This is a genomic window from Embleya sp. AB8, assembly GCF_049739465.1.
Lineage (GTDB): Bacteria > Actinomycetota > Actinomycetes > Streptomycetales > Streptomycetaceae > Embleya.
Map to the genome: position 1 here is coordinate 322,489 of NZ_JBMHHY010000004.1, position 18,352 is coordinate 340,840.

General features: G+C 72.1%; 13 protein-coding genes. 7 read left to right on the top strand and 6 right to left on the bottom strand.

The features are described from left to right. Positions 1-79: 79 nt before the first annotated feature. Positions 80-1,024 carry an EamA family transporter gene (locus ABIA38_RS08155; protein ID WP_424637778.1) on the top strand — a complete coding sequence of 315 codons (945 nt, stop codon included), beginning with the start codon at positions 80-82 and terminating at the stop codon, positions 1,022-1,024. Here ABIA38_RS08155 and ABIA38_RS08160 read toward each other — a convergent pair. Then, entirely contained in the window at positions 1,012-1,776 is a 765-nt protein-coding gene (locus tag ABIA38_RS08160) for an alpha/beta fold hydrolase (protein WP_424637779.1), read from the bottom strand. The genes ABIA38_RS08155 and ABIA38_RS08160 overlap by 13 nt on opposite strands. A gap of 103 nt (positions 1,777-1,879) precedes the next feature. Then, on the bottom strand, positions 1,880-2,872 hold the full coding sequence (locus ABIA38_RS08165; RefSeq protein WP_424637780.1) for an Lrp/AsnC family transcriptional regulator: 993 nt from the start codon (positions 2,870-2,872) through the stop codon (positions 1,880-1,882). 253 nt (positions 2,873-3,125) lie between these two features. Between ABIA38_RS08165 and ABIA38_RS08170 the strand changes: the two genes are divergently transcribed. Further along, positions 3,126-4,613 carry an MFS transporter gene (locus tag ABIA38_RS08170; RefSeq protein WP_424637781.1) on the top strand — a complete coding sequence of 496 codons (1,488 nt, stop codon included), beginning with the start codon at positions 3,126-3,128 and terminating at the stop codon, positions 4,611-4,613. A gap of 68 nt (positions 4,614-4,681) precedes the next feature. Here ABIA38_RS08170 and ABIA38_RS08175 read toward each other — a convergent pair whose 3' ends face one another. Beyond that, positions 4,682-5,224, bottom strand: a complete 543-nt coding sequence (locus tag ABIA38_RS08175; RefSeq protein WP_424637852.1) for a TetR/AcrR family transcriptional regulator — start codon at positions 5,222-5,224, stop codon at positions 4,682-4,684. A gap of 317 nt (positions 5,225-5,541) precedes the next feature. On the opposite strand from ABIA38_RS08175, the gene ABIA38_RS08180 reads away from it, so the two are divergent. Then, positions 5,542-6,570: an aldo/keto reductase gene (locus ABIA38_RS08180; RefSeq protein WP_424637782.1), complete on the top strand. Its 1,029-nt coding sequence runs from the start codon at positions 5,542-5,544 to the stop codon at positions 6,568-6,570. Positions 6,571-6,721: 151 nt separating this feature from the next. Here ABIA38_RS08180 and ABIA38_RS08185 read toward each other — a convergent pair whose 3' ends face one another. Then, positions 6,722-8,491 carry a gamma-glutamyltransferase family protein gene (locus ABIA38_RS08185; protein ID WP_424637783.1) on the bottom strand — a complete coding sequence of 590 codons (1,770 nt, stop codon included), beginning with the start codon at positions 8,489-8,491 and terminating at the stop codon, positions 6,722-6,724. A gap of 217 nt (positions 8,492-8,708) precedes the next feature. On the opposite strand from ABIA38_RS08185, the gene ABIA38_RS08190 reads away from it, so the two are divergent. Both ABIA38_RS08190 and ABIA38_RS08195 read left to right on the top strand, forming a co-directional pair. Beyond that, the gene (locus ABIA38_RS08190; protein WP_424637784.1) at positions 8,709-10,847 is read left to right on the top strand and encodes a hydantoinase/oxoprolinase family protein; all 2,139 of its coding nucleotides are present in this window, start codon (positions 8,709-8,711) and stop codon (positions 10,845-10,847) included. 2 nt (positions 10,848-10,849) lie between these two features. Continuing rightward, the gene (locus ABIA38_RS08195) at positions 10,850-12,748 is read left to right on the top strand and encodes a hydantoinase B/oxoprolinase family protein (RefSeq protein WP_424637785.1); all 1,899 of its coding nucleotides are present in this window, start codon (positions 10,850-10,852) and stop codon (positions 12,746-12,748) included. 67 nt (positions 12,749-12,815) lie between these two features. Here the strand turns inward: ABIA38_RS08195 and codA are convergent, their stop codons facing one another. Together codA and ABIA38_RS08205 are read right to left on the bottom strand one after the other, a co-directional pair. Continuing rightward, entirely contained in the window at positions 12,816-14,102 is a 1,287-nt protein-coding gene (codA, locus tag ABIA38_RS08200) for a cytosine deaminase (protein WP_424637786.1), read from the bottom strand. Between the two features lie 35 nt (positions 14,103-14,137). Continuing rightward, on the bottom strand, positions 14,138-15,541 hold the full coding sequence (locus ABIA38_RS08205) for a purine-cytosine permease family protein (RefSeq protein WP_424637787.1): 1,404 nt from the start codon (positions 15,539-15,541) through the stop codon (positions 14,138-14,140). A gap of 145 nt (positions 15,542-15,686) precedes the next feature. On the opposite strand from ABIA38_RS08205, the gene ABIA38_RS08210 reads away from it, so the two are divergent. Further along, a complete protein-coding gene (locus ABIA38_RS08210; protein WP_424637788.1) occupies positions 15,687-17,288 on the top strand; it encodes a PucR family transcriptional regulator ligand-binding domain-containing protein in 1,602 nt (533 codons plus the stop codon). 96 nt (positions 17,289-17,384) lie between these two features. Next, entirely contained in the window at positions 17,385-18,257 is an 873-nt protein-coding gene (locus ABIA38_RS08215) for an SDR family oxidoreductase (RefSeq protein ID WP_424637789.1), read from the top strand. The last annotated feature ends 95 nt before the right edge of the window (positions 18,258-18,352 follow it).

Here is an 18,352-nt window from a genome sequence, read left to right on the forward strand (position 1 = left end):
CATCGTCCAGGAATCTTGAACGATACGTTGCGAATCGGCACGTGGACACGAACGATGCGGACGCCCTCTACTTGGGGTCATGATCTCGCCGAAAACGCCGCGCCTGCCCGACCCCGCGACCGGTGCCCTGATGGCCGTCGCCGCCATGTCCACCGTGCAACTGGGGTTGGCACTCTCGGTACCGCTGATCGACCGGCTCGGCGCACCGGCCACGGCCGGGCTGCGGCTCGCCTGGGCGGGCGTACTCCTGCTGATTCTCATCCGGCCGCGCCCACGCGACTTCGCCGGCCGGGATCTGTGGGCGTGCGTCGTACTGGGCGCGGTGAGCGGCGGGATGATGTTGTTCTTCATGCTGGCCGTCGCGCGCCTGCCGCTGGGCACCGCGAGCGCGCTGGAGTTCCTGGGGCCGTTGGCGGTGTCGCTGTATGGAGGTAAAGCCGGAGGAAAAGCCGGAGCAGGCCGCGGGCGCAGGCGGTGGACCGTCCTGGCCGGCCTCGGCGTCGTCCTCCTCACCGAGCCCTGGCATGCCGGCATCGACCCCGCCGGCCTGGCCTTCGCGCTTGCCGCCGCGGCGGGCTGGGCGGCGTACATCCTGCTGACCCAGCACGTCGGCGACCGGGTCACCGGGCTGAACGGGTTGGCCGTGTCGATGCCCGTGGCCGGGCTCCTGGCGATCCTGGTCGCCGCGCCGACCGGCCTCGGTCGGGTGACCTGGCCGCTGTTGCTGACCATGTTGGGGTTGGCCGTGCTCAGCGCCGTACTGCCGTTCACCCTCGAATTCCTCGCGTTGCGGCGGCTGACTACCTCCGCGTTCGGCACGCTGATGAGCCTGGAGCCCGCGATCGCGCTCCTGATGGGCCTGTTGGTGCTCGGCCAGATACCCGGCGCGGTGCCCGTGGCCGGCATCGTGTTCGTGGTGATCGCCGGCGTCGGCGCCACCCGCATCGGCGCCCGCGCGACCACTGCTCCCCGGGACCCGTTCCCCGTACAGTCCCCCGCCCAGGACCCCGTTCAGGCTTCCTGACCACCCGCCAGGAACGGCAGTACGTGCGGGAGTATCTCGGCCGACCGGCTCCAGCCGCCCAGGTGGTCGGCGTCCGGTACGGAGAAGAAGCCTCTGCCGGTCTGCCGGGCGAACTCCCGTACCGGGCCGTGCCATGGGTCGGCCGTACCCGCGTACATCAACATCGGCACACCCGTGTCCGCGAGCCGTGCTCGCACACCCGGTTCGTACCGGATCGCAGCGAAGTTCGCCCGTAGGGCCACCGGCGGGACGGCCTCGATCACCGCGGCCAATTCGGGATCGGCCAGCGCCCCCTGCTTCATCAGCGGGTACGGATCGGTGTCGGCCGGGAGGCCGAAGTGTGCCAACAGCGCGTCGACCGCGGTTCGGAAGCCGTCGATCGGGTCGAAGGCGCCGGCGACGAGTCGGGTGAGCCGCTCCGGCGCGTACAGGGCGACGCCGTAGCCGGTCAGCGCCCCCAACGAGTAGCCCCAGTACGCGGCGCGGTCCACTCCGGCGTCGTCGAGTACGGCGGTGACGTATTCGGCCCGCCGCGCCAACGCGTACGCCGCCGGGTCCTCCGGCGCATCGCTACCGCCCAGGCCCAGCGGGTCCACGGTGATCACCGTATGCGCCGCCGCCAGCGCCGATGTGTAGCCCGCCCGGCTCCAGTGCGAGCCGACCTGGAACATGCCCGGATGCAGGACCACCGGCGGCCCGTCCCCGAACACCTCGTAGGCGACCTTGAATCCGTTCCTGCGTGCAATGGGCACCCGTTGCTCCTGACCACCGATTCACCACCGATTCACCACCGGCTTACCACCGATGATTCGCCGACCCGCCCGGCGAGGCGGGTTCGAGGCTACCGCCGGTCGGTCAAGGGGTGCGCAGGGTTGTCGCCGCCTTGTAGGTGCGCAGTACCGGGGCGGTTTCGATGCGGGTGATGGCTTCCCAGGCGACTCGTCGGGTCAGGTAGTGGTGTAGGGCTTCGGCGTTTTGGCACAGGGCGTGGGCGACCAGGTTTGTCGGGCCCGTTGTCGCGGCGACCAGGGCGAGTTCGTCGTGTGTGGCCAGTGCGGTGGCGACCGTGTCGAGGTGGGCGGGGGCGACCTGCATCCACAGCAGCGCGGATACCGTGATGCCCAGTAGTGCCGGGTCGATGTCCACGTCGAAGAACAGCGCGTCGCGGGCGCGTAGTTCGGCCAGTCGGCGGGCCGCCGTGGACGCGGTGGTGCCGGTCGCGGCGGCCAGGTCGGCGTAGCCGAGGCGGGCGTCCTCGCGTAGTGCGGACAGCAGTTGGCGGTCCGCGTCGGTGAGGACGTACGCGGGGACATCGGGGGTCGCCGGGTCGGTGGTGTCCGGGATGCCGGACTCGGCGCGCAGCCTGGCCTGCCCGGCCTCGTCCAGGATGTCGACCCGGCCGCGCCACGCGGTCGGCCCGCCCAGGTAGGTGTGCAGCAGGTAGTGCGCGGACACCGCGGTGATCCCGGCCGTGCGCGGGATGTCGCGCAGCAGCAGGGCGTGCGCGTCGGGGCCCGTCGGCGCGGTGTGGATGATCGCGACGATCTCGGTGCCGCCGGAGGTCAGCCGCACCCAGGAGGTGTCGGGGCGGCGGGCCAGTGCGAGTGCGATGTCGTGTGCGTTGCGGGTGGCGGCGGTCAGCCGGATGAACCACTGGTGCGTACCGGAGTTGCGCGGTGTGGGCAGTGCGACCACGCGCAGTCCGGCGTGCGCGTAGAGCCGGCGGTAGCGGCGGACCACGGTCTGCGTGGAGGAGCCGAGGATGTCGGCGATGAGCGTGAACGGTGCCCGTGCGTCCACCTGTAGGGCGTGGATCAGGCCTCGGTCCAGGTCGTCGAGTGTGAGCATGATCGGCAAACTAGCCGAGGTTGGTGGAAGTAATCAGCGATGGGGGTCGGTGGAGTGGAAGTCGGTGGGGGTCGGGCGGCACGGTGATCGTCGGGCGGCTGCCGGCTGCCGACTCCCGGCTGCCGGCTGCCGGCTGCCGGCTGCCGGCTGCCGGCTGCCGGCTGCCGGCTGCCGGACGGGGCGACTCCGCCGTCCACGGCTCGGTCACCGTCACGACCACCGCCACACCTGCGCCGTCCCCCTTGGGAGATCCATGCCCGGCACCGCCAAGTCCGGCACCGCCAAATCCGGCACCGCCGCCCGGTCCAGCACCACCAAACGCACCCGGTCGGCCCTCGTCCCCGCTCCGCCCCCGCCCCCGTCCCCGCACGTTCACCGCCGAGGTCTCGCCCTCGCCGCCGTGTTGATCGCCGAGGCGATGAATCTCCTCGACGCCACGATCGTGCAGGTCGCGGGACCGGTGATCCACGCCGATCTCGGTGGCGCCCGGGCCACCATCCCGTGGTTCAGCACCGCCTATACCCTCACCTTCGCGTTGGGGCTCTTGACCGGCGCCCGACTCGGCGATCTCGCCGGGCGCAGGCGGGTGTTCCGGATGGGTGTCGTGGCGTTCGCCGTCGCGTCCCTGGCCTGTGCGTTCGCACCCGGTGCCGGGGCGCTGATCGGGTTGCGCGCCGTGCAGGGTGCCGCGGCGGCGGCGATCATCCCGCAGACGTTCGGGCTGATCCGCGCGATGTACGACGGGGACCAACTCACCCGGGCGCTCGGCCTGATCGGTCCGGTCATGGGTCTGTCCGCGGTCCTCGGCCCGGTCCTCGGCGGCGTGTTGACCCATGCCGACCTGCTCGGCTCGTCGTGGCGCGCGGTGTTCCTGGTCAATCTCCCGCTCGCCGCCGCCGTCCTGGCCGCGACTCCGTACCTGACCGAGGACCGTGCCCCGATCCGTCCCCGCCTCGACCCGGCGGGCACGGCCCTGGCCATGCTCGGTACCGCGCTCGTCGTCGGCCCGCTCGCCACCGGCGACCCCGCGCCCGGTGGCTGGGCGGTCGCGGCTGTCGGCGTCGCGGTGCTGGCCGGGTTCGTCGCGCATCAGCGTCGTACGGCGCGGCGCGGCCATGCCCCGCTGATCGAGCCGGCCCTGCTGCGCGGTCGGGCGTTCCCCGCCGCGCTGGCCACCTCGATGTTGTTCTTCGCGGTGCTGAACGGGGTCATGATCACCGTCGTACTGCACCTCGAACTCGGCCTCCACGACGGCCCGCTCACCGCCGGGCTCACCCTGTTGCCGTGGTCCGCCGGATTGGCGATCGGGTCGTGGGCGGCGGGCAGTCGGCTGGTTCCCCGGTACGGGACGCGCGTCCTGCACACCGGCCTCGGCGTACTCGCGATCGGCCTGGCCGGCGCCGTGCTCGCGTATCGGCTCGCGGACCCTGCCGGTTACCCCGCCGCGCTGCCGGTCGCCCTCGGCGTGGCCGGGCTCGGCACCGGCCTGTTCACCCCGCCGTTCTTCGGTACGGCGCTGAGCGGGGTCGGCCCGCAGGAGACCGGCTCGGCCGCAGGTCTCCTCAACGCCGTGCAACAACTCGGCGGCACCCTCGGTGTCGCCGTCGTCGGCGGCGTCTACCTGAACGCGCCGGGCAGCGCGCGCACCGCGGCCCAGCACGCGCTGTGGGCGGCGGCGCTGTTCCTGGGCGCGACGGCGGTGGCAGCCGCGGTGATGACCGCGCGGCCCGGGCGCCGCTGATCCGTGGGGGCCGCCGATCCGTGGGCGCCGCCGGGCCCGGTCGGCCGGATCGACGGGGCCCGGTGCGGCTACTCGCCGCGGTTCCCGCCCGTACTGCCGTAGCGGAGTCCGTCGACCAGTAGGGCGATCATTCGTTGTGTGTGGCCGGTGGGGTCTTCCTCGGCGGGCAGGGTCAGGTTGCGGGTGGCGAGCAGGAGGTCTTCCGCGTCGACGTCGGAGCGGATCCGACCGGCCTTCGCGGCGGCGTCCAGGAGCATGCCGAGCGCCGGCATGAAGCGCTGGTCGAAGTAGGCGGGCAGGGTTTCGTAGGTCGGGTCGCCGGAGTGGAGGGCGGCGCTGAGTCCGCGTTTCGCGGCGATGAAAACCGTGAAGCGCTGCAACCACTTGGCGAGTGCCTCGGCCGGTTCGTACTGCGCCGCGAGGTCCGGTGCGGCGTCGGCGCACGCGTCGACCTCGCGCCGGAAGACCGCGGCGATCAGGTCGGCGCGTTGCGGGAAGTGGCGGTAGAAGGTGCCGGCGCCGACGCCCGCCTTGGCGGTGATCTGGCGTACGGGGGCGTCCACCCCCGAGGTGGCGAAGACCTCCGCCGCCGCGGCGAGCAGGGCGTCCATGCTCCGTTGCGCATCGGCGCGCACACGCTTGGCGGGCGGCCCCTCGGCCGCGCCGGCCCCCCCGGTCGGGTCGTCGTTCACGATGTACCCCCTTGCCAAAACGGAACGACGTTCCGTATCGTCTAAGTCGAACGTTGTTCCGCTTACTCAAGGAAGCCTAGCGTGCCGCTACCGGCGCGGGCCACCGCATGAGAAGCCAGAGAAGCCAGAGAAACCCGCGAAGCCCAAGAAGCCCGCGAAGCCCGCGAAGCCCGCGAAGCCCGCGAAGCCCAACAAACCCGAGAAACCCAAGAACCCTGAGAAGCCTGAGGAACCCGATGAAATATCGCACGCTCGGTCGAACCGGTATCAAGGTCAGCCCCTACTGCCTGGGCGCGATGATGTTCGGCGCCGCGGGAAACCCCGATCACGACGACGCCGTCAAGATCATCCACAAGGCGCTCGACGCCGGCATCAACTTCGTCGACACCGCCGACGCCTACTCGCGCGGCGAGTCCGAGGAGATCGTCGGCAAGGCCCTCAAGGGCCGCCGGGACCAGGTCGTACTGGCCACCAAGGCGCACCTGCCGATGGGCGACGACCCCAACCAGCGGGGCAACTCGCGGCGTTGGCTGGTCCGCGCACTGGACGACTCGCTGCGCCGCCTGCAGACCGACCATGTCGACCTGTACCAGATCCACCGGCCCGCGCCGGACACCGACGTCGAGGAAACCCTCTCCGCCCTCACCGACCTGGTCCGCGCCGGCAAGGTCCGCACCATCGGCACCTCCACCTTCCCCGCCTCGGACCTGGTCGAGGCGCAGTGGGTCGCCGAGCGGCGCGGCCTGGAGCGGTTCCGTACCGAGCAGCCGCCGTACTCGATCCTCAACCGGGGCATCGAGCGCGAGGTACTCCCGGCCTGCGAGCGCTACGGCATGGGCGCCCTGGTCTGGAGCCCGCTCGCCCAGGGCATGCTCACCGGCCGCTACCGCAAGGGCCGCCCGACCGACGGCCTCCGGGCCAACCGTGGCTACCGGCACCTGACCGACGAACGCCGCCTGGACACGGTCGAACAACTCATCCTCGTCGCCCGGGACGCCGGCATCTCGCTGACCCACCTGGCCATGGCCTTCGCGATCGCCCACCCCGGGGTCACCTCGGCGATCCTCGGCCCACGCACGATGGACCACCTCGACGACCTCCTCGCAGGCGCCGAGATCACCCTGACCGACGAGATCCTCGACCGCATCGACACCATCGTGCCCGCCGGCACCGACGTGGGCGCACTGGACATGGCGTACAACCCACCCACCATCGAACACCCGCACCTACGCCGCCGCCTGCCCCACGAACGCTCCGCCGCGTAGTTCCGTCGGGGACGCGGCGGATCGGGCCGGGGCTTCAGTGCGGATCTCGCCGGGAGTTCGGGTCGGGCCCGGTTGATCAAGTGGGGGCGGCGTGCCGCGCCTGCGGATCCGGCGATGTCCCGCCGACGCCGCCCGCAGCCCGCCGGCCCGCTCAGCGGCCCACCGCGTAGCCCTGTATGCCTCGTGCGTCGGCGGCGGCGGAGAGTACGCCGGTGTGTGGGTCGCGGGCTACGGCGCACAATCGGCCCTGGGACCACGGCTCGGCCACCGTGATGTCGTGGCCCCGGGCGCGGAGGGCGGCGATCTGCGGGTCGCCGAGGCGGGATTCGACGGTGAGGCTGCCGGGGTGCGTCGTGCGTGGGTGGAAGGAGCCCGGGAAGGCGGCGGTGTGCCAGTTGGGGGCGTCGATGGCGGCTTGCAGGTCGAGGCCGCCGAGGGTGACGGCGAGGAAGAAGTGCAGGGCCCACTGGTCCTGTTGGTCGCCGCCCGGAGTGCCGAAGGCCAGGATCGGGACGCCGTCGCGGGATGCGATCGACGGTGACAGGGTGGTGCGCGGGCGGCGGCCCGGGGTCAGCGAGTTGGGCAGGTCCGGCGCCAACCAGGCCATCTGCAACCGGGTGCCGAGTGGGAAGCCGAGTCCGGGCACCGCCGGGCTCGCCTGGAGCCAACCGCCGCTGGGGGTGGCCGAGATCAGGTTGCCCCAGCGGTCGACGATGTCCAGGTGGCAGGTGTCGCCCCGGGTCAGCCCGTCGGTGCGGACGGTCGGCTCCCCCGCGCCGGGATTCGCCCCCGGCACGCCGACGGCCGCCGGGCGCAGTGCCGGCAAGCGGGGTGTCCGGCCGCCCGGACTGCCCGGGCGCAGTTCGAGGGAGGCCCGCCGGTCGATCAGCGCGCGTCGGCCGGCGTTGTACGCGTCGGACAGCAACTCGGTGATCGGCACGGGGGCGGCGTCCCCGTACCAGGCCTCCCGGTCGGCCATGGCCAGCTTGGTGCCCTCGACCAGGGTGTGTACGTAGTCGGGGTCGTCGTACCCGAACCCGTCCGGGAGCAGGGCGAGTTGCTGGAGGAAGACCGGGCCCTGGCTCCACGGGCCGGGCTTGTGCACGGTCCAGCCGCGCCAGTCGTAGCCGACCGGCGCCTCGTAGTGGGCCCGGTGCCGGGCGAGGTCGTCGCCGGTGAGGGTGGCCGCGTGTCGCCGGCCGGAGGTGTCCATCGCGGGCAGGGCGGCGAAGGCCGCGATGGCCTCGGCGATGAAGCCCTCGCGCCAGATCCGCCGGGCCGCGTCGATCGTGGCCTCGCGCGAGGCCACCCCTGGGGAGGCCGCCCGGCTTTCCCGGAGCAGCGTGCGCCAGGTGCCGGCCAGGGCGCGGTTGCGGAACAACGTCCCCGGCGCCGGCGCGGGCAGGTACAGCTCGGCCGACGTGGTCCACTCGGTCTCGAACAGCTCCCGCACCCGCGCCACGGTCGCGGTCAGCAGCGGCGAGACGGGATGGCCGTGTTCGGCGTAGCCGATCGCGTACGCCAGCACCTCGGCGAGCGACTTCGTCCCGTGATCGCGCAGCAGCACGAGCCAGGCGTCGAAGGCACCCGGCACGGCGGCGGCCAGCGGCCCGGTCCCGGGCACCAGGTCGAGTCCGAGCGACCGGTAGTGCCCGATCGTCGCCCCCTGCGGCGCGGGCCCCTGTCCGCACAACAGCCGCACGTCCGCGCCCGCCGGGGCGAACAGGATCGGTACCTCGCCGGCCGGCCCGTTCAGGTGCGGCTGGACCACGTGCAGTACGAATCCGGCGGCCACCGCCGCATCGAAGGCGTTGCCGCCGTCCTCCAACACCGCCATCGCCGACTGCGAGGCGAGCCAGTGCGTGGTGGACACGACGCCGAAGGTGCCTCGTATGGTCGGCCGCGTGGTCCAGTCACCCATCGCGTCTCCTCCGTCATGTGGCCCGGCCGGGCCGCTCGTACCGAATCACCAAGTGTTGCCGAGACGCTTGGCAGATGTTGCCGATTCCGTGTCATCGCACGCCGAGTTGAATCGCAGTCAGCAGCCGGGCGACCCGCCCGCCACGAACGCGAGCGCGACAGCCAAGGCCATCGCGACCGCGAACGAACCGCCTGCCCCCTCCGATTGGAGCGCGCTGATGACGCCTGCCGCAACGGCGGGACCCCGCCGACGGATCCGGATCGGTATCGACACCGGCGGAACCTTCACCGACGTGGTCGCCCTGGACGAGGAGTCCGGCGAGCTCGTCACCACCAAGACGCCGTCCACGCCGAGCGACCCCGCCGACGGCTTCATGAACGGCATCGACAAGGTGTTGGGCCTGCTCGGCTGCACCGGCGCCGACGTCACCGCCGTCGCGCACGGCACCACGGTGGCCACCAATCAGCTTCTGGAAGACAAGATCGACCGCCTCGGGTTCATCACCACCGAGGGCTACGAGTACATCCTGGAGATCGCCCGCCAGGCCGTCCCGGACGGCTACGGCAACTCCTACTTCTGGGTCAAGCCGGACCGGATCGTGCCGGTCGACCTGGTGCACACCGTCGGCGGCCGGTTCGACCACAAGGGCAACGAGGTGCGCCCGTTCGACGAGGACGGCGCCCGCACCGCCGCCCGCCGACTGCGCGAGCAGGGCATCGTCACCATCGGGGTGTGCTTCCTGCACTCCTACGCCAACCCCGCGCACGAGTTGCGGATGCGCGAGATCCTGCGCGCGGAGCACCCGGACGCGGTGGTCTCGATCAGCTCCGAGGTGCTGCGCGAATACCGCGAGTACGAACGCTCGATGACCACTCTCGTGGACGCCGCGGTCAAGCCGCGCGTGGCCCGCTATGTCGGCGGCATCCGCCGGCGCCTGGACGCGTTCACCACCGACGGCGAGGCGGCCCGCCGGGTCCCGTTCGCGATCATGAAGTCCAACGGCGGCGTGCTCTCCGCCGAGGAGGTCGTGCACCAGCCGATCACCACCGTGCTCTCCGGCCCGGCCGCGGGCGCCCTCGGCGCGGCGCTGATCGCCCGCCGGGCCGGCTTCGACAAGGTGCTCACCTGCGACGGCGGCGGCACCTCCACGGACGTGTCGGTCGTCCTGGGCGGCGAGCCGACGTTGACCACCGAGGGTACGGTCGGCCGCTTCCCGTCCAAGATCCCGATGATCGACGTGGTCACCGTCGGCGCCGGCGGCGGCTCGATCGCCTGGATCTCGCCCGAGGGCACGCTCAAGGTCGGCCCCCGCTCGGCCGGCGCCGACCCCGGCCCGCTGTGCTACGGCAAGGGCGGCACCGAGCCGACCATCACCGACGCGCACGTGCTGCTCGGCCGGATCCCCCCGCACCTGCTCGGCGGCGAGATCCCGCTGGACGTGGCCGCCGCCCGCGAGGGCCTGACCAAGTTCGCCGCCGAACTGGGCATCGGCGTCGAGCAGTGCGCCACCGGCATCCTGGAGATCTCCGCCTGGAACCAGGCCAACGCGCTGCGCCAGATCACCGTCAAGCGCGGCCTGGACGTGCGCGACTTCACCATGGCCACCTTCGGCGGCTCCGGCTCGCTGCTGCTGTGCCGCCTCATCGACATCCTCGGCCTCGCCGGCGTCATCGTGCCGCGCGACCCCGGCAACGTCTCGGCGTTCGGCCTGCTCACCGTCGACGTACGGTGCGACTACGTGCAGACCGCCGTCGGCAGCCACCCCGAGCTCGATCACCCCAAGGTGGCGGGCATCTACGGCGAACTGGCGGGCAAGGCGGGCGCGGCCCTCGACAAGGAGGGCTTCGCGGCCGAGGACCACCGTTATGTGCGCACCGCCGACCTGCGCTACTTCGGCCAGGCGTTCGAGGTCCGGGTGCCGGTGCCGGACGGCCCGTTCGACGCCGAACTCGCGGACACCGTCGCGGAGTCCTTCCACGCCGCGCACGAACAGCTCTACGGCTACAACTTCCGCGGCGACGCCGGCCAGCCGGTGGAGTGGGTCAACCTGCGGGTCACCGGCGTCGGCCCGATCCGCCGCCCCGAACTGCGCGAACTCGCGGGCCGCGAGGGCGATGTCGAGCGGGCCCGGACCGGCACCCGGCAGGTGTGCTTCGTCGACCGCGACGGCTACCTGGACACCGCCGTGTACACCCGGCCCGAACTGGCCCCCGGCGACCTGGTGGTCGGCCCGGCCATCATCGAGGAGTTCGGCTCCACCATCCCGATCCACCCGGGCTTCTCCGCCCGCGTGGACGCCTACGGCAACGTCGTCGTCACCCGCGACACCACCACCTCCGCCCCGAAGGGAGCCTGAGCATGAGTGTCACCGCCACCACCGGCACCGCCGGCACTGCCGGAAACCCGCAGGACGCGCTGCACGGCGTCGACCCCGTGCTCCTGGAGATCGTCGAGGGCACCCTGGCCTCGGTCGAGATGGAGGTCGAGACCGCGATCGGCCGCACCTCCCGCTCGCCGATGATCCGCGACGCGCACGACTTCCGGGCCGGCATCCACGACCGCAAGTTGCGCAAGCTGACCGGGCGTTCGTACTCGGCGCTGGTGCACCCCGTGGCCCGGGACTTCCCGTTGGAGACGATGCGTCCGGGCGACGTGTTCTTCCACAACGACGTCTACGAGTCCGAGGGCGGCATCGGCCACCTGCCCGACCTGTGCGTGACCGTCCCCGTCTTCGCGGACGGCCAAGTGGTCGCGTTCGTCCAGGCGTTCGGGCACCACGACGACATCGGCGGGTGCTGCCCGGGGTCGATGCCCTCGGGTGCGACCAGCGTGTACGAAGAGGGCCTGATGGTCCCGCCGATCAAGCTGTGGGACCAAGGGGTCCCGAACCAGGCCGCGTTGCGGATCATGACCCGCAACTCGCGGATGCCCGACTCGCTCGCCGCCGACCTGGACGCCGAGTGCTCGGCGTGCCTGATGGGCTCGCGCCGGCTCGGCGAACTCTTCGAGCGCTACGGCCGGGAGACCGTCGAGGCGTGCTTCGACGCAATCCTGGACAAGACCACCGAGACCTACCGCCGCGAGATCCTCTCCAAGATCCCGGACGGGGAGTACGTCTGGGAGGACTACGCCGAACACGACGGCGTGGACGAGCCGATGTTGCACACCCAGCGGATCACCCTGACCAAGACGCCCGAGAAGATCGTCATCGACTTCACCGGGACCTCGCGTCAGGCCAAGGGCCCGATCAACCACTGCGGCGACTACGCGGACGGCAACTTCCTCAAGAAGTGGCTCGCGCCGATCCTGCGCAACCTCGCGGACACCCCCGAGCGGATGGCCGAACTCGACGTCAACGAGGGCGTGGTGCCGCTGATCGAGATGAAGTTCCCGGAGAAGGGCACGCTGCTCACGCCGATCTTCCCGGCGCCGACCAACGCCCGCACGTTCGTCATCCTGCGGCTGCTCGGCGTGCTCGCCGGGGTGCTGGCCAAGGCGGTGGACGGCAAGATGCCCGCCGATCAGGAGACGATCCGCTACACCGGCGTGTACGGGCACGACGCGGACGGGCGCGACTACCTGATGCGCGAGGTGCTCGGCGGCGGGTCCGGCGGGCGCTACTACGCGGACGGCGAGGACACGATCCACGTCGTGCCCGACTCGCGCAACCTGCCCACCGAATTCACCGAGTCCCGCTTCCCGTTCCTGGTCGAGCGGCTCGGCCTGGCCACCGACTCGGGCGGCCCGGGGCAGTTCCGCGGCGGGCTCGGCTACGAGAAGCACATCCGGATGTTGCTGGACGCGTCGTTCATGTCCATCGCCGACCGCTCGATCCTGGCCTGCTGGGGTGTCAAGGGCGGCAAGGCCGGGCGTTCCTTCCAGGTGGTGATCGACCCGGGTGGCCCGAACGAGCGCGAGATGGACGGGCTGGTCGACGACGAACCGGTCAAGGCCGGTGAGGTGATCCGGATCCGCACCACCGGCGGTGGCGGCTGGGGCGACCCGCTGGACCGGCTGACCGCGTCCGTGCTGCGCGACGTGCAATGGGGCAAGGTCTCGCGCGGCGCCGCCGCCGACGACTACGGCGTGGTACTCACCGGCGAGGGCGACGCACTCGCCGTGGACGAGCCGGCCACGGCCGCGCTGCGTGCCTCGATGCGGGCCGAACGCCCCGAGGTGGAGCCGTTCTTCGACCGGGGCCCGGGGTATGCGCTCCTCTCCGGCGGGGAGGCGTACCCGGCGGTGGACCTGCTGTAGGCGAACGGTCTTGCCGATACGGCCGCGCCCCCTCTGCTCGGGGCGCGGCCGTACGTACCTTCGCCCATCAGCGTCGCGCGAAATCCACGTCCTCCGGCGCACGTCCCGGCCAGGTCAGTCGGGTCGGCGTCGCCGGGGTCTCGGCCACCACCCGGCCCCGGGAGATCACGTGGGTCGGGCGGACCTGGCGGCGCAGTACGTCGAAGGGCGAATCGGCGGGCAGGACCAGGAAGTTCGCCGGTCGGCCGACGGCCAGGCCGTAGCCCTCGCCGAGATCGAGCACCCGGGCCGCCCGCTCGCCGACCATCGCGAACGCCTCGTCGATCTCGTCCTGACCGGAGAGTTGCGCGGCCAGGATGCCGGCGTGCGCGACCTGGATCGGATCGGCCGTGCCCAGCGGGAACCACGGGTCCATCACGTCGTCGTGGCCGAACGCGACATTGACCCCGGCCGCCAGCATCTCCTTGACCTGGGTCAGCCCGCGCCGCTTCGGGTAGTCGTCGAAGCGGCCCTGGAGGGTCAGGTTCACCATCGGGTTGCACACCAGGTTGATCCCCGAACGGGCCACGATCCGGCGCAACTTGCGGCTGTAGGCGCCGTTGTACGAACCCATCGCGGTGGTATGACTGGCCGTCACCCGGCCGCCCAGCCCGGTACGGCGGGCGAGGGTGGCCACCACCTCCACGAAGCGGGACTGCTCGTCGTCGATCTCGTCGCAGTGCACATCCACCAACAACCCGTGCCGCGCGGCGAGTTCGAAGGCGATCTCCAGGGACCGGACGCCGTCCTCGCGGGTGTCCTCGAAGTGCGGGATCGCGCCGAGCACATCGACCCCGGCGGCCACCGCCCGCTCCATCAACCGCTCGCCGTCGTCGAAGGACACGATGCCCTCCTGGGGAAACGCCACGATCTGCAGATCGAGCACGTCCCGCACCCGCTCGCGCAACTCCACGAGGGCGTGCAGCGCGGTCAGTTCGGGGTCGGTGACATCGCAGTGGCTGCGCACGTGCAGCACGCCGTGCGCGACCTGCCAGCGCAACACCTCCTCGGCGCGGGCCAGTACGTCCTCGCGGGTCAGCAGCGCCTTGCGTTCGGCCCAGCGCTCGATGCCCTCCCACAACGTGCCGGAGACGTTCCAGCGCGGTTGGCCGGCGGTCAGCGCGGTGTCCAGATGGATGTGCGGCTCGACGTAGGGCGGGGTGACGAGCGCGCCGGCGGCGTCGATGGTCGGGCCGCTTCGGGCCGGGCGGCTCTCGGTCGGCGTGATGCCGGTGATCACCCCGGCGTCGACCGCGATGTCCACCCGCTCGGCGCGGTCCAGGAGGCGGCAGTCGGTCACGGTCAGGCGCTGCATGCGGGTTCGCTCCACGGCTCGATCGGGAATTCGGTTCACTGCGCGGCCCGTTCGCGGCGACCGAGCAGCAGGTACAGCCCACCGGCCACCAGCGAGCCGGCCAACCAGGACAGGTCCACATTGCCGATCGCCTCCGCACCCGGGCCGCGCAGCGCCTGCGGCACGCCGTACTCGAAGCACCACGTGGCCACCATCCCGCACACCAGTGCAACGATCGCCGACCAGCGCACATCGGCCAACAGCCCCCGGCGCGGCGGCGCGTAGAGCGCGGGCACGTCGATCTTCTGCCGGGCGAACACATAGAAGTGCACCAGCATCACCGCCGCCCACGGCGCGACCCACGTGACCATGCCGGCCAGCCAGGTGTCCAGGGTGTGCGCCAGGCTCGCCCGGAAGACCAGGAACAGCGTGAAGACGGTGGCGAATCCACCCACCAGACACGACAACACACGCCGCGACACCTTGATGTCCAGGGTCTGCGCACAGAGCGAACAGCTGTACAGATTCAGGATGTTGGTGGCGATGGGCCCATGCAGTACGAGCAGCAGCACGGGGATGGCCAGGCCGCCGAACGAATCGACGATCAGCCGGCCCGGGTCGGCCTTGGCGTTGACCGTGGCCAGCGACGCGCCGAGCACGCCGAGCCAGACGACGGGGATGAACTGGCCGAGCACGCTGGCCGCGTAGAGCCTGCGCCGGGAGGTGGCGCGCGGTACGAACCGCGAGTAGTCCGAGGCGTACGCGAACCAGGTGATCCCCCAGCCGACGCCGATCGCGGTCATCACCGTGCTCATCGCCGACCACCGGTCGCCGCCGCTGAGGGTGCTCGGGTGGCCCCAGTCGATGTCCAGGCGGGTCCAGGCCACCACGGTCATCGCGGCGAGCACGACCAGCGTCGCGGGCACCGTCCAGCGCTCGAACCCGGCGATCGCGCCGAACCCGGACGCGGCGATCGCCACCTGCGTGCCCATCACCACCAGCACGACCACGACCTTGGTGCCGTTGCCGCCGACATAGCCGACGCTGTCCAGCAGGGCCAACACCAGGTCCAGCACGATCCAGGTGTTGATCGCACACCAGCCGGCCGAGATCACGCCCTGCACGGCGGCGGGCAGGTAGGCCCCGCGTCGCCCGAACGCGGCCCGGGCCAGCACCATCTGGGTCACCCCGGTGCGCTGGCCCATCAGTACGAACAGGCCGAAGACCCCCATGCCGACCAGGTTGCCGACCACCAGCACCAGGATGGTGTCGAGCAGCCCGAGGCCGAGCACGATCCCCAGGGCCCCCAGCACCCAGTTGATCGGCGCGATGTTGGCACCGGCCCAGATCCAGAACTGGTGCGCGGGCGTCGAGTCGCGGGCCGTGTCGGGGACGGGCTCCAACGACTGGGTATGGTCGACCGCTCTGGCCGGTTGCGCGGGTTGGTCGAGGATTGCCACGAGGACCTCCGGTGGGGCGGGGGCGGAGCGCTGCGGTGGGGTTGGGGCGATCACTGGGACGATCACCGAAGGTTCCTCGGCCGGGAGGGTCGTGACAACGGACACGGTGACCGCCATACTGACGCGACTTCCGGACGGAGTGTCCATGACGCTGTCCCTGCGAGCGGTCCTCGACCACCCCGTGATGCGCGGCGCCGACCCGACGGTGCCGGATCCGGGCGCGGATCTGGACCGCCCGGTGCGCTGGGTGCACTCCAGCGAGATCTACGAGATCGCCCCGTTGTTGCGCGGCGACGAACTGCTCCTCACCACGGGCCTGGGCCTGGCCGGCCGGGACGCGGCCGAGCGCCGCCGCTACATCGTCGACCTGGCGGCGGCGGGGGTGGCGGGGGTGGCCCTGGAGGTGGGCCGCACGTTCCGCGCGGTCCCCGCCGATGTCGTCGAGGCGGCGACGGAGGCCCGCCTCCCCTTGGTCGTCCTGCGCGGAGTCGTCCCCTTCGTGGCGATAGCCGAAGCCGTCAACGCGGCAATCCTCGACTCGGCGGTGACCCGCCTACGCCACGTCAACGAAGTCGTCCGAGAGCTGTCCGGCGTCCTGGCGCGGGGCGCCGGCGTCGACGAACTCACCACCACGCTGTCCCACCTCACGGGCCGCCCGGTGATCCTGACCGCCATCGACGGAACCCTCACCGCACACGCGGGCACGGACGACCCGACGGAGGTGACCAAGGCCCCCGCGGCGGAAGCCAGCGTGGAACTACGCGGCGCACTGTGGGGCCGACTGGTACTCGGCGAACGAACGCACACACAACCGCCCGGCGCCACCCCCACAGCGGCCACCGCGCGACCGAACGACGCCGTGCCCTGGTCGGCCGCCGCGCCCGAGGTGGCTCGGGAGGTGGTGGAGCATGCGGCGCAGGTGTTCGCGCCCGCGTTGTTGCGGCTCGCGGATCGGGGTGGGTGGGTCGGGCGGGAGCGGCGAGAGCTGGTGGAGGGGCTGCTGCACGATGCGCTCCCGGCCCGTGAGGTCGCGGCGCGGTTGACGGTGTGCGGCCTGGTGCCGGCCGGCACTGCGGTCTGGGCCGGCGTCGCGGTGCAGTTGGCGGATCCCGTACGGGCCGTCACCGCGTTGTACGAGGGGCTGCGGGTGTGTGGCGGCCGGGGCCTGGTCAGCGATGGGCCCGGCGGCGCCGCGTACGCCGTGATCGCACTCGACCGCCCCATCCACGTCACCGAACTCGCCGACCGCCTGGGGCTGTCCGCCGGCACCGGCGACGAACCCACCGCCGCGCTCGGCCCGATGGTGCGCGACGTCGCCCGCGTCGGCCACAGCCTGCGGGCCGCGCGGGACACCCTGCGCCTGGCCCGCCGCGTACACCCGGTCCGCTCCGCGCCGGTCGCCGACACCGTGCTCGCCGACGCATGGGCCCTGGAGCGAGTCCTGGACCGGCTGTCCCCCGAAGAGCTCGCCGACCTGGTCGAGGACCAACTCGGCCCCCTCCTGGCCGCCGACGCCACGCGCGGCACCGGCCTGGTGGACACCCTCGAGGCGTACCTGCGCTGCGGCTGCTCCAAGACCGAGACGGCCGGCGTACTGTTCCTCCGCCGTCAATCGGTCCACCAGCGCCTGGCCCTGATCGAATCCCTCCTCCGGGTCAGTCCGGACGCCCCCGACCGCCAGGGACCCCTGCGCGCCGCCCTCACCGCCCGCGAACTGCTCTCCACCCGAGGCCCGCACAGGCCGTAGGCCATCGCCTTCGGCAGGATGTGCCCGATTCCGGGTGGCCGGCTTGGCGAGCGCGGCCCAAGCACACCACCCGCCCCGCTGCCTAGCGTGGGGCGCATGATCGTGATCACCGGTGCGGCCGGCAAGACCGGGCGGGCGCTGACCTGGGCGTTGGCCGAACGAGGGGCTCGGGTGCGGGCGTTCGTGCGCCGGCCCGAGCAGGTCGCGGCGGCGCTGGCGGCCGGGGCGAGCGAGGCCGTGGTGGGCGATGTCGGCGAACCGGCCGACCTGGCCGAGGGGCTGCGCGGGTGTGCGGCGATCTACCACATCGCGCCGAACGTGCACCCCGACGAACCGGCCATCGGCCGCGCCGTGATCGCCGCCGCGCGGCGCGAGGGCGTCGAGCGGTTCGTGTTCCACTCCGTGCTCCGCCCGCAGTTGCGGGCGATGCCGCATCACGAGGCGAAGGCGCGTGTGGAGGAGGCCCTGTTCGAGTCGGGTCTCGCGGTGACGGTGTTGCAGCCGGGGCCGTACCAGCAGAACACCCTGGACGCCCGCGAGGCGATCGTGCGGATCGGCGACTACGCGGTGCCCTACCGGGTCGACGCGCCGTTCGCCGCCGTGGATCTGCGCGACGTGGCACAGGCGGCGGCGGTGGTGTTGTGCGAGGACGGCCACGCGGACGCGGTGTACGAACTGGCCGGTCCCGAGCCGCTGACCCCCCGGCGGATCGCGGCGGACCTGGCGCTCGTCCTGGACCGGCCGGTGACCGCGCGCCGGATCGACCCGGGCGAGTGGTGCGAGCGCGCCCGGGCCGGCGGGCTGTCCGGCTATGCGCTCGACACGCTGACCGCGATGTTCGCGTACTACGACCGGCACGGCCTGACCGGCAACCCGCGCACGCTCGCCATGCTGCTCGACCGCCCGCCGACCCGCTTCGCGGACTTCGCCCGCCGGGAGTTCACCCCCGACGACGCCCGCCACGCCTAGGCGTTCCACCCCAAGTATTGCCAAGTCAGCACGATCCATTAGGCAGTAACTGACGACGAGCATCGCCGCCGAGCCGCCTAGCTTGGACGCATTCG